At 62.9% G+C, this 24,924-nt stretch carries 21 protein-coding genes and 1 pseudogene; 14 read left to right on the plus strand and 8 right to left on the minus strand.

Annotated elements, in window-relative coordinates; all coding sequences use genetic code 11:
* The first annotated feature begins 124 nt into the window (after positions 1 to 124).
* The 10 genes and pseudogenes from AADX97_RS18565 (at position 125) to AADX97_RS18610 (ending at position 10,221) form a co-directional block, all read left to right on the plus strand.
* Positions 125 to 529 (plus strand): DUF3226 domain-containing protein, encoded by a 405-nt coding sequence (locus AADX97_RS18565; protein ID WP_374235565.1) that lies wholly within the window; start codon positions 125 to 127, stop codon positions 527 to 529.
* A pseudogene (locus tag AADX97_RS18570) lies at positions 526 to 672 on the plus strand (DUF1156 domain-containing protein); the annotation flags it as partial. The gene AADX97_RS18565 and the pseudogene AADX97_RS18570, both read left to right, overlap by 4 nt.
* Positions 673 to 823: 151 nt before the next feature.
* Entirely contained in the window at positions 824 to 955 is a 132-nt protein-coding gene (locus AADX97_RS18575; protein ID WP_374235679.1) for a hypothetical protein, read from the plus strand.
* 52 nt (positions 956 to 1,007) lie between these two features.
* Positions 1,008 to 2,408, plus strand: coding sequence for an AAA family ATPase (locus tag AADX97_RS18580; protein WP_374235566.1), 1,401 nt, complete (start codon positions 1,008 to 1,010; stop codon positions 2,406 to 2,408).
* A complete protein-coding gene (locus AADX97_RS18585) occupies positions 2,405 to 3,031 on the plus strand; it encodes a retron system putative HNH endonuclease (protein WP_374235567.1) in 627 nt (208 codons plus the stop codon). Before AADX97_RS18580 ends, AADX97_RS18585 begins: the two co-directional genes overlap by 4 nt.
* Positions 3,028 to 5,982, plus strand: a complete 2,955-nt coding sequence (locus AADX97_RS18590; RefSeq protein ID WP_374235568.1) for a DUF1156 domain-containing protein — start codon at positions 3,028 to 3,030, stop codon at positions 5,980 to 5,982. The genes AADX97_RS18585 and AADX97_RS18590 overlap by 4 nt, the downstream gene beginning before the upstream one ends.
* A gap of 12 nt (positions 5,983 to 5,994) precedes the next feature.
* Entirely contained in the window at positions 5,995 to 6,249 is a 255-nt protein-coding gene (locus AADX97_RS18595) for a UPF0175 family protein (RefSeq protein WP_374235569.1), read from the plus strand.
* Positions 6,246 to 6,410 (plus strand): hypothetical protein, encoded by a 165-nt coding sequence (locus AADX97_RS18600; protein WP_374235570.1) that lies wholly within the window; start codon positions 6,246 to 6,248, stop codon positions 6,408 to 6,410. The genes AADX97_RS18595 and AADX97_RS18600 overlap by 4 nt, the downstream gene beginning before the upstream one ends.
* Positions 6,411 to 6,485: 75 nt before the next feature.
* A complete protein-coding gene (locus AADX97_RS18605; protein WP_374235571.1) occupies positions 6,486 to 6,722 on the plus strand; it encodes a DUF3368 domain-containing protein in 237 nt (78 codons plus the stop codon).
* 148 nt (positions 6,723 to 6,870) lie between these two features.
* Positions 6,871 to 10,221 (plus strand): Swt1 family HEPN domain-containing protein, encoded by a 3,351-nt coding sequence (locus AADX97_RS18610; protein WP_374235572.1) that lies wholly within the window; start codon positions 6,871 to 6,873, stop codon positions 10,219 to 10,221.
* A 70-nt stretch (positions 10,222 to 10,291) separates the two neighbouring features.
* Here the strand turns inward: AADX97_RS18610 and AADX97_RS18615 are convergent, their stop codons facing one another.
* From AADX97_RS18615 to AADX97_RS18625, 3 genes are all read right to left on the minus strand, one after another.
* Positions 10,292 to 10,966, minus strand: coding sequence for an IS3 family transposase (locus AADX97_RS18615; protein ID WP_374235573.1), 675 nt, complete (start codon positions 10,964 to 10,966; stop codon positions 10,292 to 10,294).
* A gap of 174 nt (positions 10,967 to 11,140) precedes the next feature.
* The gene (locus AADX97_RS18620) at positions 11,141 to 12,544 is read right to left on the minus strand and encodes a ribonucleotide-diphosphate reductase subunit beta (protein WP_374235574.1); all 1,404 of its coding nucleotides are present in this window, start codon (positions 12,542 to 12,544) and stop codon (positions 11,141 to 11,143) included.
* A 210-nt stretch (positions 12,545 to 12,754) separates the two neighbouring features.
* A complete protein-coding gene (locus AADX97_RS18625; RefSeq protein ID WP_374235575.1) occupies positions 12,755 to 13,225 on the minus strand; it encodes a hypothetical protein in 471 nt (156 codons plus the stop codon).
* A 193-nt stretch (positions 13,226 to 13,418) separates the two neighbouring features.
* Here AADX97_RS18625 and AADX97_RS18630 point away from each other — a divergent pair, with 193 nt between their 5' ends.
* Complete coding sequence (locus AADX97_RS18630) at positions 13,419 to 13,682, plus strand: ferredoxin (protein ID WP_374235577.1); 264 nt, start codon at positions 13,419 to 13,421, stop codon at positions 13,680 to 13,682.
* A 468-nt stretch (positions 13,683 to 14,150) separates the two neighbouring features.
* On the opposite strand, the gene AADX97_RS18635 is transcribed toward AADX97_RS18630, so the two are convergent.
* Positions 14,151 to 15,878 (minus strand): potassium/proton antiporter, encoded by a 1,728-nt coding sequence (locus tag AADX97_RS18635; protein WP_374235579.1) that lies wholly within the window; start codon positions 15,876 to 15,878, stop codon positions 14,151 to 14,153.
* 319 nt (positions 15,879 to 16,197) lie between these two features.
* Between AADX97_RS18635 and AADX97_RS18640 the strand changes: the two genes are divergently transcribed.
* The 3 genes from AADX97_RS18640 to AADX97_RS18650 all read left to right on the plus strand — a co-directional run bounded on the left by AADX97_RS18640 (position 16,198) and on the right by AADX97_RS18650 (position 19,717).
* Complete coding sequence (locus tag AADX97_RS18640; RefSeq protein WP_374235582.1) at positions 16,198 to 17,979, plus strand: SulP family inorganic anion transporter; 1,782 nt, start codon at positions 16,198 to 16,200, stop codon at positions 17,977 to 17,979.
* Positions 17,980 to 18,069: 90 nt separating this feature from the next.
* The gene (locus AADX97_RS18645; protein ID WP_374235584.1) at positions 18,070 to 19,527 is read left to right on the plus strand and encodes an NAD(P)/FAD-dependent oxidoreductase; all 1,458 of its coding nucleotides are present in this window, start codon (positions 18,070 to 18,072) and stop codon (positions 19,525 to 19,527) included.
* 31 nt (positions 19,528 to 19,558) lie between these two features.
* Positions 19,559 to 19,717 (plus strand): hypothetical protein, encoded by a 159-nt coding sequence (locus tag AADX97_RS18650; protein ID WP_374235586.1) that lies wholly within the window; start codon positions 19,559 to 19,561, stop codon positions 19,715 to 19,717.
* 95 nt (positions 19,718 to 19,812) lie between these two features.
* Here the strand turns inward: AADX97_RS18650 and AADX97_RS18655 are convergent, their stop codons facing one another.
* From AADX97_RS18655 to AADX97_RS18670, 4 genes are all read right to left on the minus strand, one after another.
* Positions 19,813 to 20,937, minus strand: a complete 1,125-nt coding sequence (locus AADX97_RS18655; protein WP_374235587.1) for a nickel-dependent hydrogenase large subunit — start codon at positions 20,935 to 20,937, stop codon at positions 19,813 to 19,815.
* Between the two features lie 4 nt (positions 20,938 to 20,941).
* On the minus strand, positions 20,942 to 21,937 hold the full coding sequence (locus AADX97_RS18660) for a HupU protein (RefSeq protein ID WP_374235588.1): 996 nt from the start codon (positions 21,935 to 21,937) through the stop codon (positions 20,942 to 20,944).
* Between the two features lie 55 nt (positions 21,938 to 21,992).
* The gene (locus AADX97_RS18665) at positions 21,993 to 23,378 is read right to left on the minus strand and encodes a sensor histidine kinase (protein ID WP_374235590.1); all 1,386 of its coding nucleotides are present in this window, start codon (positions 23,376 to 23,378) and stop codon (positions 21,993 to 21,995) included.
* Between the two features lie 66 nt (positions 23,379 to 23,444).
* Complete coding sequence (locus AADX97_RS18670; RefSeq protein ID WP_374235592.1) at positions 23,445 to 24,887, minus strand: sigma-54-dependent transcriptional regulator; 1,443 nt, start codon at positions 24,885 to 24,887, stop codon at positions 23,445 to 23,447.
* Between the last annotated feature and the right edge of the window lie 37 nt (positions 24,888 to 24,924).

Here is a 24,924-nt window from a genome sequence, read left to right on the forward strand (position 1 = left end):
GGCGACAGGGCTGTCGATGGCGGCCGGCGGGAGGACAGCCGGCGCATCACCACCCGCACCCCGCGACACGAGACCGGCATGAGCTATTTCGTGCCTTATCGGGTCAGATTGAACTCCCTAGTCGGTGGCTGCGCACCTGCTCGCCGCCGGTTACGGAAATGTCCCGACTCGACCTGAGCCCGACGGGACCATCATCGACTCGCCGGCGAACTCCCTGTTACCCCGTGTTGGTGTCTGGCTCATGCCGGACAACACACTGCCCGGCATCCTCGAGGACTTTCTCACCTTCCTGGTTCCGGATGGAGATGGCTTGCTCACTCATGCGGATGAGGCGATCGCCAGCATTCCAGAAGGGCAACGTCGGTTTTCAGACACGAAAAAGTCAAAGGCACGTATTCACACCTGGCTCGCCTGGCAAGACGAGCCGGGCAAGCCCTTTGGACAGGCGATTTCAGCACGGTATCTCGACCCTCACATGCCCGCAGCGAATGTCTTCGCGAGTTGGTTGGAAAGGACATTTTTTTCGTGACGCTTCCCAAGAAAAAACTCATCGAGGTCGCCCTGCCGCTGGAGGCGATCAACAAGGCCAGTGCGCGGGAGAAGTCGATCCGGCACGGGCATCCGTCCACGCTGCATCTGTGGTGGGCGCGTCGTCCCTTGGCGGCGGCGCGGGCGGTGATCTTTGCGCCGATGGTGGATGACCCGTCGGCGCATCCGCATCCGGTCCCGAACGATGGGGGATCGCTGCCATTGGAGGCGCAGCGGTTGGAGTCGAAGCCCGTGCCTCGATCCCCAGTGCGGTGGTGTGTTGGTCAAAAAGTCCATGCTCGAGGTCGCGGCCCGATTCGCCGGGCAGCCCCCGGTCCATCCGGAGTTCGCGGAGGACGGCAAGCCGGGCAAGACACTGGGAAAGCTCTTCGCGCGAGGCTGGAAGGGTGCGCAAGCGCTGGAGTGATCAGTGTAAGCGAGAAATTTGCCGAATCCATACCTCATGCGGGAACCCCGGAATGAAATTGGCGAAAGTGGAGATTACGAACTTTCGATGCTTTAGGTCATTGATCGTCCAGCTGCAACCCGATATTACCGTGGTCGTCGGCGCGAATGGCGCCGGCAAGACAAGCGTCTTGGATGCCATCGCGATTGCGCTCTATGAGGTTGTCGTGGCCAATGGGGGAGGAGGCAAGCGGCAGCGAGCCCAGCAGCGCGCGGCGCTCCAACCGACAGATATTCTTATGGATCCCGTTGCCGAAGACGCATTGATGGGCAGGGAGAAGTTTGTTCACATTCGCGCATCGGCCTCCGAGTATTATCCTGTGGAGGGTTTTCCCGGCACGACTTCGACCGGCAAGCCGTTCTTGATCGAATGGTCTCAATCGATTGTCTTTCGACCTCCCTCCGAGTTTATCTACGATACAAGAGCCTCTGAGTCGCTGTCGGACATCAATCGATATTTCGATACGGTTTGGCAGGAGATCCGAAACAGCTCTCCGGACGCACGCATCCCCCTGCCCGTTGTCGCCTATTACCGCGCCCATCGGCGCATAAGCGCAATGCCGGACTTGGGTGATATCTTCAAGGCCGAGTATTCCAGGGAGGAAGCATTCGCAAATGCCCTTGACGCGGGCACAGACTTCCGATCGATGTGTCAGTGGTTTTACCTGCGAGAGAATGCAGAGCTGCGGGCGCAAGTCGCCGAAAAGCGCAATCCCGATGTCTCTTTTCCTGACTTGCGCGCTGTTCGAGAGGCTTTGAGCCTCGCCATTGAGGGCCTAGAACGCGTTTCCTTTGAAGGAAGTCCTCCGCGCCTGATGATTACCCTTCGGGACGCAGACAACACTGTTCGCGCAATGGAGATGGCGCAGCTCAGCGATGGCTACCGAAACCTGCTGGCGCTCGTGCTCGATTTCGCTAGGCGGCTCGCGCAGGCTCATCCGACATGGGCGAACCCGCTGGAGGCCCCCGGCATCTTGGTTGTCGATGAGATCGAATTACACCTCCACCCCCGCTGGCAACAAGCCGTTGTCTCCCACCTGCGGAGGATATTTCCGAATACACAGCTTATCCTGGCGACGCACAGTGCTTCGGTTATCCAAACGGTGAGGCGCGAGCAGATTCTGCTTTTGTCGTCCGACCACCAATTTGAAGCCATTCCGGAAGACGTCGGCACTTATGGTGCCGAAAATTCCCGAGTACTTGCAGAAGTCTTCGGCGCGCATCCTCGTCCCCAAAATATCGATCCCGTGGGCAAACTGCGTCGCTATCTGGAATTGATCGAGGCGCGCGAGCAGGATTCCGAGCACGCGGAATCGCTTCGCCGCGAGCTGGAAACGGCCTTTGGTAAAAGCGACCCAGACCTTCGTCGCGCAGACATGCGCATCGCTCAACTCAAGGTGCTCGGTAAGCGATGAGAACGATCAAGCGCAACCAGCCCCCTGCTTGTCTCGGTAAGCAGCCAGCGCAACAGGCCTGGCTCGCCTTCATGCGCAGTCCATGCCATGCCGAGGTAAGGGACTGCCTCAATCATGAACAGAAAGGATTATGCTGCTACTGTGAGATTGCCATAGGTGAAGGCGATAGTCATATCGAGCACATGGAGCCACGCAGTCAGCGAGCCGCGCGCACCTATGATTACTCCAACCTTGCCCTGTCCTGCAACGGCGGCACAGTTGAGCATTGTGGTCGTTTCAAGGACGATAGAAAAAAGAACCGCAATCACACATGGAATGCAGTCAAGTTCTCGTCACCGCATGATCCGGCGACGGCGGCGCTTTTCCGTTACGATATTCAAGGTGGTATCGCTACGACTGATGTTGATTCTACGAAGGCGGATTATCTGATTGGTTATCTCGGTCTCGACTGCGCGCGCCTCTCCGAGCGGCGAAGACGCCATGCCATTGATTTGGTGGAAACGCTAGGTGAGCAACCCGACTCGGAGATTCTGGCCTGGCTTCGTCGTGACTACCTGCAGTCGGACGATACTGGATGCCTGAAGCAGTTCCCTTCGCTTTCCAAGGCGATCCTTGAACCATGAGAACGCAATTTCCCAAAAAGAAACTCATTGAGGTCGCTCTGCCGTTGGATGCGATCAACAAGGCCAGTGCGCGGGAGAAGTCGATCCGGCACGGGCATCCGTCCACGCTGCATCTTTGGTGGGCGCGGCGGCCTCTGGCGGCGGCGCGGGCGGTGATCTTTGCGCAGATGGTCGATGACCCCTCGGCGCATCCGGATCTGTTTCCGACCGAGAAGGCGCAGGAGAAGGAGCGGCAGCGGCTGTTTCGGATCATCGAGGATCTGGTGCTGTGGAAGAACACGACCAACGAGCCCGTACTGCAGCAGGCGCGCGACGAGATCTGGCAGAGCTGGCGCTACACCTGTGCCGAGAATGCCGACCATCCGCGGGCGAAGGAGTTGTTCGATCGGTACAAACTACCGGCTTTCCATGACCCGTTCGCGGGTGGTGGGTCGCTACCGTTGGAGGCGCAGCGGCTGGGGCTAGAAGCCTATGCCTCGGACCTCAACCCGGTGGCGGTGTTGATCAACAAGGCGATGATCGAGATCCCGCCCCGATTTGCCGGGCGACCGCCGGTGCATCCGGAAGCGAGAAGTGAGGAGAGAGGAGTGAGAAAAGAGGGGAACATGCTCGTTTCTCACTCCTCTTTTCTCTTTCCTCGTTCTTGGAAGGGTGCGGAGGGGCTGGCTGAGGATGTGCGCTACTACGGGCAGTGGATGCGGGACGAGGCGGAGCGGCGGATCGGGCATCTCTATCCCAAGATCGAGGTTACGGCCGACATGGTCGAGGATCCGGAGAATCCGCGGCCGGATCTGGCGAAGTATGTCGGCGGGAAGCCGCTCACCGTCATCGCTTGGTTGTGGGCGCGCACGGTCAAGAGTCCCAATCCAGCTTTTGCGGATGTGGATGTGCCGTTGGCATCCACTTTCATGCTCTCGACGAAAGCGGGCAAAGAGGCTTACGTGGAGCCGGTGATAGAGGGTGCCGGATACCGATTTACTACAAAAGTCGGAAAGCCGAGTGACGTGGAAGGAGCCAAGAACGGAACCAAGCTATCGCGTGGCGCAAACTTCAGGTGTCTGATGTCGGACACGCCGATCGCTTCCGAGTACATCTACTCACAGGCTAACGCAGGGCGCATGGGCGTGCGACTCATGGCGATCGTTGCCGAGGGTGAGCGCGCGCGGATCTATCTGGCGCCTACGGCGGAGATGGAGGCGATCGCACTGACAGCGCGACCCGAATGGAAGCCGGATGCGGTCATGCCTGAGAATCCGCGTTGGTTCTCTCCGCCGCTCTATGGACTTAAGACCTACGGTGACCTCTTCACTCCGCGCCAACTCGTAGCACTGGCGACTTTTTCCGATCTTGTGCAGGAAGCACGCGAGTACGTGAAGCGAGACGCTATCGCCGCCGGCCTGCCCAACAACGCCAATGGCCTTGAGCAATGCGGCATTAGTGCAACGAGTTACTCCGAGGCGCTGGTAGTTTACCTTGGTATCGGTGTTAGCCGTTTGTCTGACGCACAAAATTCGCTGTGCCAGTGGGGTCCGACTATGGACCAAACACAGCACCTTTTTCGACGACAAGCAGTCCCGATGGTCTGGGATTTCGCGGAGTCAAGTGTCTTTTCTGGCGCCGCCGGTGACTTGGTAACGACTCTGGGAACGATCGCCCGAGTCATCGAGCAACTCGTGTCTCCCGAAGCGGGCTATTCTGAACAGTCTGACGCTCAGACGCAGACTCTGTCCTTGAACAGACTGGTCTCAACTGACCCGCCGTATTACGACAACATTGGTTATGCAGACCTATCAGATTTCTTCTACGTCTGGCTGCGGTATTCCCTGAGGCCCATATTCCCTAATCTCTTCGCCACCCTCGCCGTTCCGAAGGCCGAGGAGCTAGTCGCGACACCCTATCGTCACGGCAGCAAGGAGAAGGCCGAGGCATTCTTTCTCGACGGCATGACCCAAGCCATGCGCCAACTCGCCGAACAGGCCCATCCAGCCTTTCCGGTTACCGTCTACTACGCCTTCAAACAGGCCGAGACCAAAGGGGACGCCGGCACAACAAATACCGGCTGGGACACCTTCCTGGCCGCGGTCATCGAGGCGGGATTCGCAATAACCGGCACCTGGCCGATCCGGACCGAGCGCGGAGCCCGGTCGATTGGTATCGGCACCAATGCCCTTGCTTCCAGCATCGTCCTCGTTTGCCGCCAACGTCCCGCCGACGCTCCGACCGCCACCCGCCGCGAGCTCATCACCGCACTCAAGACCGAGTTGCCCGCCGCGCTCGCTCACCTGCAACGCGGCAACATCGCCCCGGTGGACCTCGCCCAGGCTGCCATTGGACCCGGCATGGCCGTCTACACCCGTTACGCCCAGGTGCTTGACGCCGAAGGCAAGCCGCTGCCGGTGCGGGCCGCGCTGGCCCTGATCAATCAAACCCTCGACGAGGCACTGGCCGAGCAGGAGGGCGACTTCGACGCGGATACCCGTTGGGCGCTGACCTGGTTCGAGCAGATGGCCTTCAACGAGGGCGAGTACGGCGTCGCCGAGCAGCTCGCCACGTCCAAGAACACCAGTGTCTCCGGCTTGGCGGATGCCGGCATTCTGCGGTCCAAGGCCGGTAAGGTCCGGCTGCTGAAACCCGCGGAGTTCCCCGCCGACTGGGACCCGACGACCGATAAGCGCCTGACCGTCTGGGAGATGGTTCACCAACTCATCCGCGCGCTCGAATCCGGGGGCGAGACTGCTGCGGCGGCCTTGCTCGCCAAACTCGGCAGCGAATCGGAGATGGCACGCGAGCTGTGCTATCGCCTCTACACCCTCTGCGAGCGCAAGAAACGCGCGAACGAGGCCATGGCCTACAACGGCCTGGTGCAGAGTTGGCCCGAAATCGCCAGACTGGCGCGGGAGACCGGAAGCACGGCGCCTCAGGGTACCGGGGATCTGTTTGCACAACCCTAAGCGGAGCGAATCATGCGAGTCGCTGTTGATCTTCCGAATGATTTTGTCGAGATGCTAACTGAGCAGGCGATCGCCAAAGAGATGCGACTGGCCTATGCGCTGGCCTTGTTCAAGGATGCGCGGATCACGATCGCCAAGGCCGCAGAGCTGGCCGGGATCACGATTTACGAGTTCATGGCTGCCTGTAAGGCGAATCGAATCCCGGTCATTGAGGTTTCACGTAAAGAGCTTGTTCAGGAGTTGCAGTCCATTGGGCGCCACCCATGATTCTGGTCGCGGACTGCTCCGCCTTGATCGCCCTGGCGACATGTCGAGCGCTGCATCTTCTTGAACAGCTCTTCGGAACGGTCGTCGTCCCCGAGGCGGTCTATCGTGAAGCCGTGGTCGGCGATAAGCCGCAAGCGATAGAATTAGAAGGATATTTATAGAACAAGGTCAGACGGATCGACCCAACTTACCCGGTTCTCCTGGATGGCTTTTCGGATCTAGGTGAAACCGAAGCCATGATCCTCTATCGGCAATTAGCTGCAGACCGGCTGCTGATCGATGACCGTCGCGGGCGCCGAATCGCCAGAATCAACGGTATCGAGATCATCGGATCATTGGGTGTGCTGCTAGCCGCGAAACAGCACGGATTGATTGAAACCGTGAAGCCTTACATCCTGTTGATGTCCGCTTCTGAGCTTTACCTCTCCGGCGACTTGGTCACCACGGTGCTGGACCTCGCGGGGGAACAATAGCGTGCCACCAATGACCATGCCGCGCTCGAAGGCGGTCAATCGGCACCTGCGACATTGATGCGAACATTCTTTGGGTTGCCGTCATCGCGGAGATCCCGGCGATGCTGACGCAGATCAGAACACTCACAGGGAGACAGTAGAGCGCAACATGGCCATCACCAACCACGAACGCGTCGGCAAATCACTCACCCTGCTCAAGGACGGGCTCGGCCCCTTCGTGGAGCGCGAACTGAAGACAAAATACGGCGACGGCTGGGCCTTCGAGGCGAAAGACGTCCTGTCCGACACCCGCCTGAATGCCGGTCAAGGCGATCCCACCGGGGATGTCGCTGCCATGTTGGTGATCATGGATCGCAAATGGGGCGAGGTCTTTCGCCACATCCTCGGCAAGGCCGAGCGCAGTCTGGTGAACGAGATCATCAGTGTGCGCAACCGTTGGGCGCACCAAGAACTCTTTTCCGGCGACGACGCCTACCGGGCGCTGGACTCCGCCGAGCGTCTCCTGTCCGCCGTCTCCGCCCCCGAGGGCGGCGAGGTGGAGAAGATGAAGATGGAGCTGCTGCGGGTGCGCTTCGACGAGCAGGCACGCGGGGAGAAGCGCAAATCCGCGGGGATCGCCATCGAGAGCGGCGCCAGCGGCAGCCTCAAGCCCTGGCGCGAGGTGGTGATGCCGCACGAGGATGTCGCGAGCGGGCGTTATCAGCAGGCCGAGTTCGCCGCCGACCTCTGGCAGGTCCATCTGGGCGAAGGCACGCCCGAGTACCGGGATCCGGAGGAGTTCTTCCGTCGGACTTACCTCACCGAGAGCCTGCGGATGATGCTGATCGGCGCACTGCGCCGGCTGATCTTCGGCGACGGCGATCCGGTGATTCAGTTGCAGACCAACTTCGGCGGCGGCAAGACGCACGCCATGCTGGCGCTCTATCACCTGCTCTGCGGCATCCTCGGGGCGGGTCTGGCCGGTGTCGACGCCCTCATGGCCGCCGCCGGGATCGACCGTCTGCCGGCGGTGCGGCGCGTCGTGCTGGTCGGCAACAAGATCTCGCCCGGCAACCCCTCGGTGAAACCCGACGGCACGGTGGTGCGCACCCTCTGGGGCGAGCTGGCCTGGCAACTGGGCGGTCCCGCGGCCTATGCCCGCGTGCAGGCCGATGACGAAATGGCCACCAGCCCCGGCGACGTGCTGCGCGAGCTGTTCAACGACTACGGGCCCTGTTTGATCCTGATCGACGAGTGGGTCGCCTACGCCCGCCAGCTCCACGACCAGAGCGACCTGCCGGCGGGTGGCTTCGAGACCCAGTTCAGTTTCGCGCAGGTCCTGACCGAATCGGCCAAGCTGGCGAAGAATTGCCTCCTGGTCATCAGTCTGCCGGCCTCGGATACCTCGGGCTCGCCGCACACCCGCGGCCACGCCGACGACATCGAGGTCGGCGGCACGCGCGGGCGCGAGGCGCTGGACCGGCTGCGCAACGTGGTGGGGCGCCTGGAATCCTCATGGCGTCCGGCCAGTGCCGAGGAAGGCTTCGAGATCGTGCGCCGACGCCTGTTTCAGCCGATCACCGATCCCGTCCATTTCAAAGACCGCGACGTGACCGCGCGTGCCTTCGCCGAGCTGTACCGGACCCAGCAGGCCGAGTTCCCGCCGGAATGTCGCGAGACCGATTACGAGCAGCGGCTCAAGGCCGCCTATCCGATCCATCCCGAGGTCTTCGATCGGCTCTATACCGACTGGTCGACCCTGGTGAAATTCCAGCGCACCCGCGGCGTGCTGCGTCTGATGGCCGCCGTCATCCACAGCCTCTGGGAGAAGGGCGACCGCAACCCGCTCATCCTGCCCGCCAATGTCGCCATCGATGACCCGCGCGTGCAGTCGGAGCTGACCCGTTATCTCTCCGACAACTGGGTGCCGGTGATCGAGAAGGACGTCGACGGCCCCAGCTCCCTGCCGCTCAAGCTCGACAGCGAGCTGCCGAATCTGGGTAAGTTCTCGGCCTGCCGACGCGTGGCGCGCGCGGTCTACATGGGCTCGGCGCCGACCACGGCGGCCGCGCACAAGGGCATCGAGGACCGACGCGTGAAGCTTGGCTGCGTCATGCCGGGCGAGTCTCCGGCGGTGTTCGGCGATGCCCTGCGCCGCATGGCCGCCGCTGCAACCTATCTGTATCAGGATGGGCCGCACTACTGGTATTCGACCCAGCCGACCGTGACCAAGCTCGCCGAGGACCGCGCCGAGCAGCTCAAGCGCGAGCCCGACAAGGTCGCCCAGGAGTTGGAACAGCGTCTGCGCAAGGATCTGAACCAAAAAGGCGACTTCCCCCGCATCCATCCGATGCCGCAGACCGGCGCCGATGTCCCGGACGATCTGGACGCGCGTCTGGTGGTGCTGGGCATCGATCAGCCCTACGCCAAGACGCCCGACAGCGCGGCCGAGGTCGCCGCCAAGGCGATCCTGGAGACGCGCGGCAACAGCCCGCGCCTCTATCGCAATAGCCTGGTCTTCCTGGCCGCGGACAAGACCCGCCTGCAGGATCTCGACGAGGCGGCGCGCAAATATCTGGCGTGGCAGTCGATCCTCGCCGACCAGACGCACCTGGATCTGACACCCTATCAGGTCACCCAGGCCGAGACCCAGCGTGGCGTCGCCGAGAGCACCATGGTCGCCCGCATCCCGGAGACCTACCAATGGCTGCTGGTACCGGTCCAAGCGACCCCGCAGTCGCCCGTCACCTGGGAGGCGAGCCGCTTGAGCGTCCCGGACGCCTTGGCGGTGCGGGTCAGCAAGAAGCTGCGCTCCGACGAGCTGTACCTCACCAGCTTCGGGGCCACGCGCCTGAAGATGGAGCTGGACCGGATCCCCCTCTGGCGCGGCGACCATGTCACGGTCAGGCAACTGGTCGAGGACTTCGCGCGCTATCTCTACCTGCCGCGTCTGAAGGAGCCGAGCGTGCTGCTCCACGCCATGAGCGACGGCATCAACCTGCTGACCTGGGTGCAGGACAGCTATGCCTTCGCCGACGGATTCGATGCCGAAGCGGGCCGCTACCAGGGTCTACGCGCGGGGCAGATGCTGACCTTGGTCGACAGCCAAGCGTCGGGGCTCTTGGTCAAACCCGACGTAGCCGCGCGTCAGATGGATGCCGAGCGTCCGACCGCACCGGAGCCGGGGCGGACTGATCCGCACCCCGACGGCGTGGACGAGCCGACGGGGGTCGCGCCCGAGAAGCCCCCGCCGGGCGGGACCCGGCCGCCCCCGGCGACGGCGAAGCCAAAGCGCTTCCACGGCACCGTCCTGCTCGACGCCACCCGCGTCGGGCGCGACGCCGGTCGCATCGCCGAAGAGGTCATCGCGCATCTGGACGGCCTGGTTCATGCCAAGGTGACGGTGACCATCGAGATCGAGGCCGAGCTGCCCGACGGCGCGCCGGATCAGGTGGTGCGCACGGTGACCGAGAACTGCCGGACGCTGAAGTTTACGAGTCAGGGGTTCGAGCAGGAGTAGAGGGCCGGGCCGCAACTGGGTGGGTCCGAGATGAGCTTCCCTCGGTTTTTCGTCTTCCAATGGCAGGGGTTCATGCGACCTGTTTTTCTCCCTCCCGAGTGTTGATCCAGTCCTTCAGAAACAGTGCCGGGGAAGTGTAGCCGAGGGTGGAATGCAGACGCTTGCGATTGTAGAACACCTCGATGTACTCGAAGGCGGTGGCCTTCATGGCGTCGCGGGTGGCGAAGCGCTCCCCGAAGACACGCTCGTTCTTGAAGCTGTTGAACCCGCTCTCGGTCGGGGCGTTGTCCCAGCAGTTCCCCTTGCGGCTCATCGAGCAGACCATGCCGTACTGCGCCGGCTTTTCCTGGAACGCATGGCTCGCGTACCGGCTCCCCCGATCGGAATGGTGGATCAGCCCCGGGGGCGGCTTGCGTCGAAACCAACCCATGGTCAGCGCGTCGGTGACAAGGTCGGCCGTCATGCGCGGCTGCAGCGACCAGCCCACGACCTCGCGGTTGAACAGGTCCAGCACGATGGCCGAGTACAGCCAGCCTTCATCCGTCCACAGGTCGGTGATGTCGGCACTCCAGACCTGATGCGGGCCGCTCGGGGCGACGTCGCGCGCGAGCAGGTTGTCGGCCACCGGCAGGCTGTGCTTGGAGTCGGTCGTGGCCTTGTCGCGGCGCTTGCCGTCCTTGACCCGCTTCACCGCCTGTTCCTTGAACTCGGCGGTGTACTCTTGCTTCGGAATCTTCTGCATCATCGTCTTCAGTGTGACAGACAGTCTACGTCACCCTTGGAAGACGAAATTTCGGGGGAACCTCACTCTTCATAAGGTCCGTTTATCGCTTTCCTTGTCAATCCCTTCAGAACAGAATATACAAGGGGTGAATGAATTCGCCCCTGCACCCCGGTAGATCGTTTCCCGGAAATCACCTTAATCCCAATTCAGTGCACCACCCGTCTGATACTCGGTGACCCGTGTCTCGAAGAAGTTCTTCTCCTTCTTCAGATCGAGCACCTCGGACATCCAGGGGAAGGGGTTGGATGCGCCTGGGTACTGCTCGGGCAGACCGATCTGGGCGCAGCGACGGTTGGCGATGAACTGGAGATACTCCTCGAACATGGGCGCGTTGAGACCGAGGACACCGCGCGGCATGGTGTCGTGGGCGTAGCGCGATTCCATGGTGACCGCATCGCGGATCATGGTGACCAGCTCTTGCTTGAATTCATGGCTCCACAGATACGGGTTCTCGATCTTGATTTGGTTGATCACGTCGATGCCGAAGTTCATGTGCATGGATTCGTCGCGTAGGATGTACTGGAACTGCTCGGCGGTGCCGGTCATCTTGTTGCGCCGGCCCATGCTCAGGACCTGCACGAAACCGACATAGAAGAAGATGCCTTCGAAGATGACATAGAAGGCGACCAGCTCGCGCAGCAGCTTGCGGTCGTTCTCGGGCGTGCCGGTCTTGAAGTGCGGGTCGGCCAGGTGCTGGGTGTAGGGCAGGGCCCATTCGGCTTTGCGCGCGACCGAGGGGACCTCGCGGTACATGTTGAAGATCTCGCCCTCGTCCAGGCCCAGGCTCTCGACTACGTACTGATAGGCGTGGGTGTGCAGGGCCTCCTCGAAGGCTTGGCGCAGCAGATACTGGCGGCATTCGGGGTTGGAGATATGGCGATAGACGGCCAGCACCAGGTTGTTCGCGACCAGTGAGTCGGCGGTGGAGAAGAAGCCGAGGTTGCGCTTGATGATGGTGCGCTCGTCGTCGGTCAGACCGTTGGGATCCTTCCAGAGCGCGATGTCCGCGTTCATGTTGATCTCTTGCGGCATCCAGTGGTTGGCGCAGGCGTCGAGATACTTTTGCCAGGCCCACTCATACTTGAAGGGGACGAGCTGATTGAGGTCGGCGTGACAATTGATGATCCTTTTATCGTCGACGCGCACTCGCCCCGCGCCCATCTCCAGGGCCTCAAGGCCGGTGGCGCCGCCGACGATGCCGTCGTCCGGGTGCGGCGTCTGCGTCCGCGGCTCGGCCGGCAGCAGGGTGTCGCCGATCGGCAGCTCGCTCTGGCGTGTGGTGGATGCGGGGAAGGGGTTGGGGTCGACGACGGGGGCCGCGCCTGCGGTCGCCATCAGGTCGGCATTGCTGACTAGGCCGTGGCCGGGGCGCACATGCACGCTGTCGAGGGTGGGACGAGACGTGGAGGCCGTATCTATGCCGGTCTGCGTGTCGGCGGACCAGGCGTCGGCGGTTTCGGTCCGATCGACGACGAAAGGCATCCCGGGATCACGGGAGGCGGTTCCGGTCGCGGCGAGTGGATCGTCCCAGTTCAGCATCGTGTGTCTCCTCGATGGAATTCGGTTGACGGATTCGGCGTGCGGCGGCTGCCGACGGCCGTCGGCCGAACATGTCGGTGGTCGGTCTGATGAGCCCGTGACCGGTGAGTTTAGGGCATTCGTCACGGATGTCCAGTGCCGAGACACAAGATCTTGTGGACAATCTGGCAGCGTAAGCCCCTATGTTGTGTTCACCTGCACTGCTGGATGTCAGGCCGCAGACGAGGTGCTGACCGCTTCAACCCAGAGTCGGAGCGGTGTCGGCGCTGCAGTGTCGCTGCGCACGGCGGTTTCCGTGTGCCGGTCGTGCGCGATGCCCGCAGCCTCGGCGGCCGGAAGGTAGGCGGCGATCAGGTGGTAGAGCTCCGCCGCCGCACTCTTGGCGCGATCGAACGGCAGGCGATCGAATCCGATGAGGGTGGCCTTCACGCGGAGATAGGACTCGGGTATCGCGTAGCGATCGAAGATGGCCCGGGTGTCCCGCTCCAACACGGACAGATTGTCCCGCAGCGCCGCGTCGCACTCGGGCGGCAAGGTGATGTAATCCCAGAGGACATCCGCCGAATGCTCGCCGCTGCGCACCACCACGAAGGGCGTGCGGGTCTCGCGGCAGTGGTGGAACCAGTCGCTGTCGATGAAGCTGTCTTTGGCATCGACCAGCTCGAAGGGGGCGTCGGACATGAAGCGTCTCCTGGGTTTCGCCTGAATCTTGCGGATCGCGTAAGGTACACCCGTGGGCGCGATTCGTCAGGCCTGTATCGGGATAAGGTTTGGGCTCGCGTCGTTGCGCCATGGCGGCGTGCGGCGTAATCTTTCCGCCCGACGCGCGCGCCCTGGGCCGCCAAACGAATCTGAATACGGATTGCTCTCACTTATGATCAGTAAAATCGAGGTTATCGACGTCGCCTGCATTGGCTGCGGGACCTGTTGGGTCGCCTGTCCCCAAGCCTTCAAAGAGCATGATATCGGGGACGACCTCAAGGCACTCCCGACGGGCGGATTGGGTGACCAGCACATCATGCGTACCGCTGCCGAGGGCTGTCCCACCCTGGCGATCTCGCTGCTCGACGACGCGGGCGTGGTGCTGTTTCCGAGCGAGGAGGCCAGGGCCGCGCTGAGAGCGTCGACCGATTGGTGAGCCGCGGCTCCCGCCGCCGCGAGCCGCGACAGGCCGACGGCGCGCCTTGCGGGATGCGGCTCGGGGCTGATCAGGAGAATAACCCGAACACGTCGGTCGGGGTTTGCTCTGCTCAGGCGATTTCCGAGAATAGGCATCCCGACTGCACATGCCTGGAAGGCATCGAGTCCCTTATGCCGTAAGTCTTGAGCAAACTGTCGCAGAATTTATCGTTGTCGTTGTCGTTGTCGTTGTCGTTGTCGTGTTCGTGGTCGTCCGGAATCCGATTGCGACAACGAGTAGAGCCTTCGACCACTCCTCCTGGTTACGGCTCTGCCGTTAGATCCTTTTCCCGGAAATTACCTAAGGTGATTTCCGGGAAAAGATCGACCGACCTGTAGGGCGAATTTATTCGCCCTACAGGTCTACCGGACATGCGCAATCGGTATGCCCATTCACGGAAATCGCCTAAGACCAGCCGAGCTGTGCTCAGCCGCTGCGCATCAGCTTCAATCCGACCTTCAGGATGCGGTCGCCTTCGACCTCGCGCACCACCAGATCGACCGTCTTGAGTTGGAGTCTGTCGCCGACAACCGCATGAGCGGTGTGCAGATCGCGCCGGATGAAGGCGTCCAGGGTCAGGGCATGGTCCGACGCGGTTAGATCCAGCCCGTAGGCGGCCTCCAGATCGCCGACCCGCGCCTCGCCGTTGAGTACGAACTCGCCGAAGAAGACCTGATCCGACAAGCGCTCGGGTGCCGCGCTCGCGACGAAGAGCCGATCGAGCTCCACTAGGTCGTCCGGGTCCGCGATCAGATAAAGATAGTCGTCGGGCTTCAGATCGGACAGGTCGAGGACATCGACCAGGTGTTTCCCGCGCAGAACCGCCACGATGCGCGCGCCCTTGGGGAGCCGCAAGGCGCCACGCCGCTCGACCACGACGGGCGTGTCTTTCGCCAGGCGATAGCCGACCAGCTCGAGCTCGCGCTGACCTGGAATATCCAACTCGACACGCTGCACCTGCTGACTCGTCGGCGGGACCTCCAGCCCCAAGCGTCGGGCCGAGGAGGCGACCGTCCACCCCTGGATCAGAAGCGACACCAGCACCACGAAGAAGACGATGTTGAAGTACATCGACGCCTGATCCATTCCGGCCAGAAGCGGGAAGAGGGCCAGGATGATGGGCACGGCCCCGCGCAACCCGACCCAGCCGACGAAGACCTGCTCGCGCCAGGGAAAGCGGAAGGGCAACAGGCAAAGCCAGACGGCGATCGGGCGGGCGACCAAAGTCAGCACCGCGGCGAACAACAAGGCATCCGAGGCCACCGGCAACAGCTCCGATGGTGTCACGAGCAGCCCGAGCATCAGAAACATCCCGATCTGCGACAGCCGGGCGATGCCGTCGTGGAAGCGCTTGATGTACTGACTCGATTGCATGGGCCGATTGCCGACGACCAGGCCGGCGAGATAGATGGCAAGAAAACCGCTGCCCTGCATCACCGAGGTGATTCCGAAGATACTCAAGCCGCCGGCCATGACCGCCAAGGGGTAAAGCCCGGGCGACATCTCCAGGCGATTGATCAGGCGCACCAGGCCCAAGCCGCCGAGGATCCCGAACAGGGCGCCGAGCCCCATCTGACGCACGAACTCCAGCAGCAGCACCAGACCGACATCGTCGCTGCCGCTGATGATCAGCTCCATGAGCACGATGGTCAGAAAGATGGCCATGGGGTCGTTGCTGCCCGACTCGATCTCGAGCGTGGCGCCGACCCGCTGCTTGAGCTCGAGCCCCTGGGAGCGCAGCAGCGAGAAGACCGCAGCGGCATCGGTCGAGCCCACGATCGCGCCAAGCAGGAGACCTTCCATCCAGTGCAGGTCGAGCCACCAGGCCGCGAAGAGCCCGGTCACCCCCGCCGTGATCAGGACGCCGACGGTGGCGAGACCGACCGCGGGCTTGAGCCCGACGCGAAAGTTCCGAAACGGCGTCACCAGCCCGCCGTCGAAGAGGATGATCGCCAGCGCCAAGCTGCCGAACAGGTGCGCCATCTGGACGTCGTCGAACTGGATCCCGCCTGGCCCCTCTTCGCCCAGCAGCATCCCGATGAACAGGAACACCAGCAGCAGGGGCACGCCGAACCGACTGGTCACGACGCTGGCCAGGATGCTCGCAAAGAGCACCAGCGAGACGACCAGGATGATTTGGTTGGTGAGGTCCATCGGGTCTCCTAATACGGATCGGGCGATCAAAGGGCCCCGCTCATTGGACCGGCTACCGAGAACCTAAGGGGCTCGTGACACCCGCTCTGCGGTGTCACGCATGCATCTGGCACTCTGCGCCGCGTGCAGGCTTGGCCGGAGTGACGATTGAGGCCCGATCGAAGCGCCGATGTCGGCAGTGAATCGCGTACAATTTGACGGGTTGGTGCGCGGCTTGTCCGGCCTTCAACGATCACCGAGCCGTAGGTCAGTCACCGCAGCCACATCGGCGGCGCCTGTCGGCCGTGGCTTCCGATACTCCTTTCGAGATGCTGCCATTATGTCGTACCCGGTTTCGCATCGCTGGTCTTGGCTCGTCCCCTTCATGTCTTGGCTGCCCGGGGTCGGGCGCACGGAGTTCAAGGCGGATGCGCTTGCCGCCATCATCGGCGCCCTCGTCGTGCTGCCGCAGGCCGTGGCCTTCGCGACTATTGCCGGCATGCCGCCCGAATACGGACTCTATGCCGGGATGGTGCCCGCCATCATCGCGGCGCTGTTCGGGTCGTCGCGTCATCTGGTTTCGGGACCGACCACGGCGGCCTCGGTCGTCTTGTTCTCGGCCTTGTCGGTGATGGCGCTGCCCGGATCTCCGGACTATGTGACGCTCGCCTTGACCTTGACCTTCATGGTCGGACTCATGGAGCTTGCACTCGGTCTCGCACGGATGGGGACCTTGGTCAACTTCATCTCGCATTCGGTGGTGGTCGGTTTTACCGCCGGTGCGGCGCTCCTGATCGCCGCCAAGCAGCTCGAGCATTTCTTCGGTCTCGAGATGGACAGCGGGGGGCACCTGCACGACATCCTGATCCAGTTTGGCCGCCACGTGCTCGAGATCAACCCGGCGACCACGCTGGTGGCGGTCTCGACCCTGCTGATCGGGATCATTTTCAAGCGTTGGTTGCCGAAGATCCCCTACATGATCGCCGCCATGCTCGGCGGCAGTCTGATCGCCGTCGGACTCGACGCTTGGCTCGGCAACGAGGTGACCGGGATCGCGACCGTCGGGGCATTGCCGGCGGGCTTCCCGCCGCTGTCGGCCCCGGATCTGACCTTCGATCACATCAAGGAGTTGGCCCCGACCGCCTTGGCGGTAACCCTGTTTGCGCTCACCGAGGCGGTGTCGATCGGCCGCTCGCTGGCGGCACGCGGGGGCTACCGCATCGACGGCAACCAGGAGTTTATCGGTCAAGGTTTGTCGAACATTGCCGGTTCCTTCTTCTCGGCCTACGTCGCGACCGGCTCCTTCAACCGCAGCGGCGTGAACTATGCCGCCGGTGCGCGCACGCCCTTGGCGGCCATCTTCGCGGGCGTGCTGTTGATCGCAATCGTGCCCTTGGTCGCGCCCTATGCGAGTTATCTGCCGACGGCGGCGATGGCGGGATTACTCTTTCTGGTCGCGTGGGGGCTGGTCGATTTCAAAGAGATCGGGCACATCCTCAAGGCGTCCAAGCGCGAGACATCGGTCCTGGCGGTGACCTTCTTCTCGGCGCTCTTCCTGGAGCTCGAGTTCGCCATCTTCGCCGGAGTCCTGCTCTCGCTGGTGCTCTACCTCGATCGCACCTCCAAGCCGCGCATCGTCCACCTGGCACCGGATCCGCGTCTGCCCAACCGGGCCTTCTCCTCCGAACCGGACGTCGCGCAATGCCCACAGCTACACATCCTGCGGATCGACGGCTCGCTTTTCTTCGGCTCGGTGGCGCATGTCGAGAGCGCCTTCGATCGCTTGCGTGCGACGCATCCGGATCAGAAACATCTGGCGATCCTCGCCGACGGCATCAACTTTGTCGATCTGCAGGGCGGCGAGACGCTGGTGCGCGAGGCCAAGCGGCGTCAGGCCGAGGGTGGGGGCCTTTACCTCATCAACGTCAAAGCCGGGCTCTGGGAGGCGCTCGAACGCTGCGGATGTATCGATGCGACCGGCGGGCGAAACGTCTTTCAGGCCAAGAACGCGGCCATCCGCGCGATCTACCAGAAGCTGGACAAGTCCATCTGCGCGACCTGTCCGCAGCCGATCTTCATCGAGTGCGGGGCTGGCCAGCATAAGCTGCCGGCAGGTCCCTGACGGATGTGAAGTCCGTTGATCCATGTCTTTGTCAGGCGCTGATCGTCTTGCTAGCGTTCGCCTCCTAACCACCATTGCGAGGCTACATAGATGGCACGAATCCTTATCCTTGGGGCGGGAATCTCCGGGCATACGGTTGCCCGACATCTCGGAAAGTGGCTCGGCAAGTCGCATGCGATCACGGTCGTTTCGCCCAAACCGAAGTGGAACTGGATCCCCTCCAACATCTGGGTCGGTGTCGGGGAGATGACCGAGAAGCAGGTGACCTTCGAGCTGGCCCCGATCTACAAGAAGCTCGGCGTCGATTTTCGTCAGGCGGGTGCCGTCTCGATCCATCCCGAAGGCGGCGCCGAGCACACCGCGCCCTATGTCACGATCGAGTACACGGATCCGGCGCGACTCGGCCAGACCGAGGCGATTGAGTACGACTATCTGGTCAACGCGACCGGCCCCAAATTGAACTTCGGTGCAACCCCGGGTCTCGGGCCGGACGGCGGCCACAGTCTCTCGGTTTGCACCCCGGAGCATGCCAAGGAAGCCAACGAACATCTGCGCAAGATGATCGCGGAGATGAAGGCCGGTGCGACCAAGACCTTCGTCATCGGGACCGGCCATGGCATGTGTACCTGCCAAGGGGCGGCCTTCGAATATATCTACAATGTCGACCACGCACTACGCGAGGGGGGCGTGCGCGACAAGGCGCGCTTGGTCTGGATCAGCAACGAGTACGAGCTCGGCGATTTCGGGATGGGCGGCGTCCATATCCACCGCGGTGGCTACGTCACCAACGGCAAGGTCTTTGCCGAATCCCTGATGGTCGAGCGCGGTATGGAATGGATCACCCGCGCGGCCGTCGTCAAGGTCGAGCCCGGTAAGATCCATTACGAGATCCTCGACGGCAGTTTCCATGAGATCGATTTCGATTTTGCCATGCTGATCCCGCCGTTTGCCGGACAGCCCCTGAAGGCATACGACAAGTCCGGCGAGGACATCACCGCGAAGATCTTCGCCCCGAACGGCTTTATGAAGGTGGACGGCGATTACGAGCCCAAACCCTACGAGGATTGGGGCCCGCAGGATTGGCCGAAGACCTATCAAACCCCGCTGTACAACAATATGTTCGCGGTTGGGATCGCCTTTGCGCCACCGCATCTGATCAGCAAGCCCATGACGAGCGCCAACGGGACCCCGATCAACCCGACACCCCCACGCACGGGCATGCCGTCCGCGGCGATCGGCAAAGCCGTGGCTACAAGCATTCGCGACATGATCAACGGCGCAGCTGCGCCAACGCATACTGCCTCCATGGCCGAGATCGGTGCGGCTTGCGTAGCCTCGACCGGATCGGATATCTTCAAAGGGACCGCCGCGACCATGACCGTTTTCCCGGTGGTGCCTGACTACGACAAGTACCCGCAATACGGTCGCGACATGGATCTGACCTTCGGCGAGATCGGCCTGGCGGGGCATTGGATGAAATACATCCTCCACCACGTCTTCATCTATCAGGCGAAGCTGAGGCCCGGATGGTCGATACTGCCGGATTGATGCAATTTCAGACCATCGAGGTGTGATCTTCATGACCGCCAAGAACCGAGAGCCCTATCAACAGGCCTATTATCCGCCGGTGCCCACAGGCTTCACGCGCTACATGCGGACGTCGCTCGTGTGGCAGTTCTATCGCTTCATCGTCATCAATCTGAAGATTTTGAAGCTGATGATGAAGGCGCATCATTAGTCGATGCCGAAGGCGGTCGGTCTGCACCGCGAATTGGTCGCTTTATTCACCGTGGTCCGAGCCGCGATGGCGGGTTGATGGTGTTTCGCTCGACCTCAATGCACCGTGCAGACCATGCAGGGGTCGAAGGAGCGCACGACATGCTGCACGGCAACCGGTGCGGTCTCGCCGGGACCGACCTCAGTACCGACCAGCGGATGCCCGTCGATCACCTGGCGGGCCAGTGCGCCAACCTCCATGACCTGTCCGCCGAGCCTGGGTGCCTTGCACCAAGTGTAGGCGTCCGCCTTGTCCGCGTCCGGGATGGTGACACCCGAGGCGGGATGCAGTGGACCGCCACCGGTCATCCAACTGTAGGTCAAGTCCTCGGCGATGGATGCGATCTCGAGAGGTTGCGGGTCACTCACCCAAAGGCCGGATCGGAAGAGACGTTTGCCGCCGACCGGATACGCGCCATAGCTCATGAAGCGATCGGTTGCTCGGCCGAGACGGCCGAGGTCGATGTCGTCCGCGATGCGCAGGAACCGGCGAAGATCGCCCTGTTCAGGGTCGCTGGCCGCCCAGGTGTCGAGCGATCGGGCGCTGTCCAGTGCGACGACGGCCTCAAGCGCATCGCCGAAGGTCTCGCGCTCGAGAAAGCGTCTGAAGGCGCCGAGGATGGCGAGCAGTCGGATGCGCTCCTGTGCCTGGACCGGTTTGGCGGTTCCGCCCGGCTGCAGACTAAGGCTGTGGGGCCATTTGCCGGCGAGCAGGCCCATGATGTGCATGAATTGCGCCCGTGCCGGCAAGACCGCGCCGGCCGCGGTGCCGCGCAGCGCTTGGAAGCGTTGCGCTGCGCTCGGATACCAGGCGCGATCCGCATAGATGGGCCGCGCGAAATCCGGCATAAAGAAGAGATAGAAGTGACTCAGGTGGTCCGCCAGGTTCTCGCAGGCCAAGACCAGATTGGTCGTCAGCTCGCCGTTGGGCGGCATCGCGACCCCGGACGCGTTCGCCAGTGCATAGGCCGCGGCCATGGACTGGGAGACCGAGCAGATCCCGCAGATCCGCGGTGCGATCACCAGGGTGTCGCGCGGGTCCTTGCCTTGGAGGATTTGCTCGAAACCGCGATACAGGGGCGAGTTGACCCGTGCCGCGCTGACTCGCCCGTCGGCGATGTCGAGCTGCACCTCCAAGTCGCCCTCGACTCGGTTGAATGGACCTACGGTGAGTCGTGTCATCCCCTCAGCGGAGCTTGGTGGCGCGGATCGTCGGCGGCACCACGACATGGTCCGCCACGGCATTCTTGCGCAGACGCTCCGGGGTTGCGGCCTTCGCCAGCGAGGACAGGGCGACGAACCAGGCCTTGGGCATGTCGGTGGGCAGGCCGATCGGAATCCCGGCGAGGCTCGGCGTCTCCTGGAAGACATGTCCCGGCTCCTCGAACTCGGGCGAGGTGCAGTTGATGCAGGCATAGCCGCCGCGGGTGCAGGAGCCGGAGCCGTTCCAAAGGCGGGTGTTGCAGTCCGCGTGGGCCTGGGTGCCGAGACAGCCCAGGTGCTCCATCAGACAGCCGAGATCGGACGGCTCGCGGGCGCTCGCCTTGTACTCGTAGAACTCGTTGCGTGGGCAGCCGTGATGAACCAACTGGTCGGCATACATCCGCGGCCGGTTGAAGGCGTCCAGTTCGCCCGAGGTTATGCCCTGGAGTGTGATTGCCATCAGGGTTTCGGTGATCCAATCGGGATGGGTTGGACAGCCGGCGACATTGATGACCGGCAAGCCAGCCTCGGAGCGGTAATCGGCGCCGAGCAAGCCGCCGGGGTAGCTGCCCTCGTATTGAAGGCCGCAGGCATCGGTCGGATTCGCCCCGCCGGCGGTGACGCCGCCGAAGGCGGCACAGGTCCCGATGGCGAGGCTATAGTGCGCGCGGGTCGCCAGGCGCCGTACGCAGTCGATCATGGGTGTCTTGGTGCCGGCGAAGCGATGGAAGGCGCCGGTCCCGTTCGGCCCCCGCAGGAGCGCGCCTTCGACACAGAGCATATCCAGAGGCAGCTCGCCGGCTTCAACGCGCGCGAGCAGGTCGATGACCTCGTCGCCGCTTGCCTCGCTGAGCGACGGGTGCCAAAGAATCCGGATCCCGGCGCCGCCGAGGGTCGCGAAGAGGTCCGGGGCCTCAGCCCCGAGCAGTGACAGGGTGCAACCGCCGCAGCCGCCGGATTGAAGCCACAACAGATTCATCGGAGCACCTCCGGGAGTGAAGTGCGACTGTGCGGTTCAAGTCTATTGCGTCGGCTCATACGGACGTCGCGATCTCCTTGGAAAGCGGCAGCTCCAGCCGGAACTCGGCGCCGCCCTCGGGATGGTTTTCGACGGTCAGGCTGCCCATGTGATCGGCGACGATGCCGTAGCTGATCGACAGGCCCAAACCCGTCCCCTGGCCCACCGGCTTGGTGGTGAAGAAGGGGTCGAAGATACGGCTCAGATTCTCGTCCGCGATCCCCGGGCCGTTGTCGCGCACGCTCAGCCAGGCGTGTTGCGAATCCTGTCTCGCACTGATTTGGAGCCGCGGCGGCTCCGCGATCTCCTGGACCGCGTCGAGTGCGTTCTGGACGAGGTTCATCACGACCTGATGGATCTGTCCCGGGTGACCCACCACCATCAGCTGATCCGGCAGGTCGATAACCATCTCGAGATCCCGGCGCTCCCCCTTGGTGACCCAATGGGCTGCCGTTCTGATCAGATGAACCAGATCGAAACGTGTCGATTCGCCCTGCTGTCCGGAGGAGAAGCATCGCAGATCCTGCACGATGTCTCGGACCCGCTCGGCACCCTCCAGAGTCCCTTTGATCAACGGGTCTAGATCGGCCAAAAGTCGCTCGATGCGGAGCTCGCCCTTGAGCGCTTGGAGCTTGGGGGAGGGGGCGGAGGCATCAACCGCTGCACAATAACGCAGCAGCCGCTCCCGATAGCGCGATAGGGCATGTACATTGCCGTAGACGAAGCTGATCGGGTTGTTCAGCTCATGGGCCACGCCGGCGACGAGCCGGCCGAGCGAGGCCATCTTTTCGGCGTTGACCAAGCGGCTCTGGGCACGCTTGAGATCGTCGTGCGCCTGAGCCAGATCACGGTAGGCCCGTCTGAGCTCGCCGACCGGCCGGCCGATCAGGACCATTCCGACCAGACGCCCCCGGTGGTCGTATCGCGAGGTGCAGTTCACGGCGAGCGGGATCTCCTCGACGACACCCTTGAGCGCAAGCTCGCAATCATGAACCGCCTCGGCGCGGATCTGTTGGGCGAAGGTGCTGGCCATGGGCAAACAGTGCTCGGCCAACAGCACCAGGAAAGGGCGTCCGCGCAGATCGGCCTCGCTCCAACCCGTCAGGACCTCCAGTGCCCGGTTGACTTGCTGGATGCGACCCTGGACATCGCACACGATCAACACATCCGTCATGGAGGCCAAAACGCTGGAGATGAACTGTTGTGCATCTTCCAGCGCGGTGTTCTTCTCCTCCAGCTCGACCTGTTGGCGGACCAGGGCCGCGTAGGTCTCGTCCATCGTGTGGATGACATGGATCCATGTCGACTCGGCCGTCGGCTCGGGGCCATCGCCGTCCTGCGTGGTCTCGGCGGGACGAGGCTTGGATGCGGCTGGGTTGGATGCGACGGAAGATCGGGTCATGGCATCAACTCCCGAAAGCGGTCGAGGACAGGTTCTGCGCCCTTGCGGTTGAACTGCATACTCGGGTTACGTCGACTTGACCAGGGCATACCGTTCGATCTTCGCACTGATTCCGACCCGCGAGAGGCCCAGCTCGGCGGCGGCTCGCGACTTGTTCCAGCGGTGCCGGTCGAGCGCCTCGCGCAGCACTTGGGCCTCCAGCGTCTCGATCCGCGCCTTTAAGGTGACGTCATCGATCTGCACGGGGGCCGCGGCGTCAAGTGTCGACATGGCATCCCGGATCCGCGGGTCCAGCAGACCGACCCCCAACTCGTCGCCGTCGGCCATCACCAGCATCCGCTGGATCTCGTTCTGAAGCTCGCGCACGTTTCCCGGCCAAGCATAGCGCTGGAGCCGATCGAGGGCCTCGTTCGTGAGACCCTTTACGGGCTTTGCAAATGCGCAGACGGCCGCTTCCAAGAGATGACGAGCGAGCACCGGGATGTCTGCCGGACGCTCGCGCAGCGGCGGCAGATGGATGCGCACCGCAGCGAGCCGGTAGTACAGATCCTCCCGGAAGCGGCCCTCGCGGATCTCGGACTCCAGCGAGCGGTTGGTGGCCGCCACCACCCGCACGTCGATCCGGCGGCGTTGGTTGCTGCCGAGCGGGCGCACCTCGCCCTCCTGCAGGACCCGCAGCAGCTTGACTTGGAAGGTCCGCGAGACCTCGCCGATCTCGTCGAGAAAGATGGTGCCGCCGTCGGCCTGCTCGAACAAACCGATTCGGTCGTTGACGGCGCCGGTGAAGGCCCCCTTCTTGTGGCCGAACAGCTCGCTTTCGAGCAGTTGGTCCGGCATGGCCCCGCAGTTCTCGGCGATGAAGGGTTTGTCGGCGCGGTGGCTGTTGTAATGCAGGGCGCGTGCGAACAGCTCTTTTCCGGTACCGGACTCGCCGGTGAGCAGCACCGAGATGTCGTAGGGTGCGACCCGCTCGACCAGTGTGCAGATGTCGTCAAGCGGTCCGGCGGGACCACGCACGATGCCGTCCAGACGGAAGGTCCGCTTGAGGCGTGCACGCTGATCGGCGAGTCGTTGGCTCAGGGTCGCGGCGGTCAATCGGGCCTCCAGCGAGAGGAGGTCGTGCTCACGCTGCAGGCGGTAAAGCCGGCAGGCATTGTCGACGGTCAGGTGCAGGTTCTCGGGATGCCATGGCTTGGTGATGTACTGATAGATGCCGGCGCGATTGATGCCGTCGATGATGTCGTCGGCATCCGTGTAGCCCGAGATCATGATGCGGATCACGTCCGGCCAGCGCTCGCGAACACGTGCGAGAAATTCGACGCCTGTCATCTGCGGCATCCGTTGATCGGTCACGACCACCTGGATCCACTCCTCGGCGAGGATTTCCTCGGCCGCCGCGGCACTGGTCGCCGTGAGCACCTCGAACGACTCGTCGAGTGTACGGGTCAGGGTCTCCAATGAGAGCGGCTCGTCATCGACCAGCAGGATGGTCGGTCGCTCGGCACTCACGCGGGGGTCTCGTATGTCGGCATCGTTTCGAGTGCGG

The sequence above is a fragment of the Thiocapsa sp. C2-2m genome, assembly GCF_041903745.1.
GTDB classification, from domain to species: Bacteria; Pseudomonadota; Gammaproteobacteria; order Chromatiales; family Chromatiaceae; genus Thiocapsa; species Thiocapsa roseilacustris.

Bases quoted from the DNA above. Each gene is read 5' to 3' on its own strand.
- AADX97_RS18575 (WP_374235679.1), top strand. From the start codon at position 824: ATGCTCGAGGTCGCGGCCCGATTCGCCGGGCAGCCCCCGGTCCATCCG.
- AADX97_RS18580 (WP_374235566.1), top strand. From the start codon at position 1,008: ATGAAATTGGCGAAAGTGGAGATTACGAACTTTCGATGCTTTAGGTCA.
- AADX97_RS18585 (WP_374235567.1), top strand. From the start codon at position 2,405: ATGAGAACGATCAAGCGCAACCAGCCCCCTGCTTGTCTCGGTAAGCAG.
- AADX97_RS18590 (WP_374235568.1), top strand. From the start codon at position 3,028: ATGAGAACGCAATTTCCCAAAAAGAAACTCATTGAGGTCGCTCTGCCG.
- AADX97_RS18595 (WP_374235569.1), top strand. From the start codon at position 5,995: ATGCGAGTCGCTGTTGATCTTCCGAATGATTTTGTCGAGATGCTAACT.
- AADX97_RS18600 (WP_374235570.1), top strand. From the start codon at position 6,246: ATGATTCTGGTCGCGGACTGCTCCGCCTTGATCGCCCTGGCGACATGT.
- AADX97_RS18605 (WP_374235571.1), top strand. From the start codon at position 6,486: ATGATCCTCTATCGGCAATTAGCTGCAGACCGGCTGCTGATCGATGAC.
- AADX97_RS18610 (WP_374235572.1), top strand. From the start codon at position 6,871: ATGGCCATCACCAACCACGAACGCGTCGGCAAATCACTCACCCTGCTC.
- AADX97_RS18615 (WP_374235573.1), bottom strand. From the start codon at position 10,966: ATGATGCAGAAGATTCCGAAGCAAGAGTACACCGCCGAGTTCAAGGAA.
- AADX97_RS18620 (WP_374235574.1), bottom strand. From the start codon at position 12,544: ATGCTGAACTGGGACGATCCACTCGCCGCGACCGGAACCGCCTCCCGT.
- AADX97_RS18625 (WP_374235575.1), bottom strand. From the start codon at position 13,225: ATGTCCGACGCCCCCTTCGAGCTGGTCGATGCCAAAGACAGCTTCATC.
- AADX97_RS18630 (WP_374235577.1), top strand. From the start codon at position 13,419: ATGATCAGTAAAATCGAGGTTATCGACGTCGCCTGCATTGGCTGCGGG.
- AADX97_RS18635 (WP_374235579.1), bottom strand. From the start codon at position 15,878: ATGGACCTCACCAACCAAATCATCCTGGTCGTCTCGCTGGTGCTCTTT.
- AADX97_RS18640 (WP_374235582.1), top strand. From the start codon at position 16,198: ATGTCGTACCCGGTTTCGCATCGCTGGTCTTGGCTCGTCCCCTTCATG.
- AADX97_RS18645 (WP_374235584.1), top strand. From the start codon at position 18,070: ATGGCACGAATCCTTATCCTTGGGGCGGGAATCTCCGGGCATACGGTT.
- AADX97_RS18650 (WP_374235586.1), top strand. From the start codon at position 19,559: ATGACCGCCAAGAACCGAGAGCCCTATCAACAGGCCTATTATCCGCCG.
- AADX97_RS18655 (WP_374235587.1), bottom strand. From the start codon at position 20,937: ATGACACGACTCACCGTAGGTCCATTCAACCGAGTCGAGGGCGACTTG.
- AADX97_RS18660 (WP_374235588.1), bottom strand. From the start codon at position 21,937: ATGAATCTGTTGTGGCTTCAATCCGGCGGCTGCGGCGGTTGCACCCTG.
- AADX97_RS18665 (WP_374235590.1), bottom strand. From the start codon at position 23,378: ATGACCCGATCTTCCGTCGCATCCAACCCAGCCGCATCCAAGCCTCGT.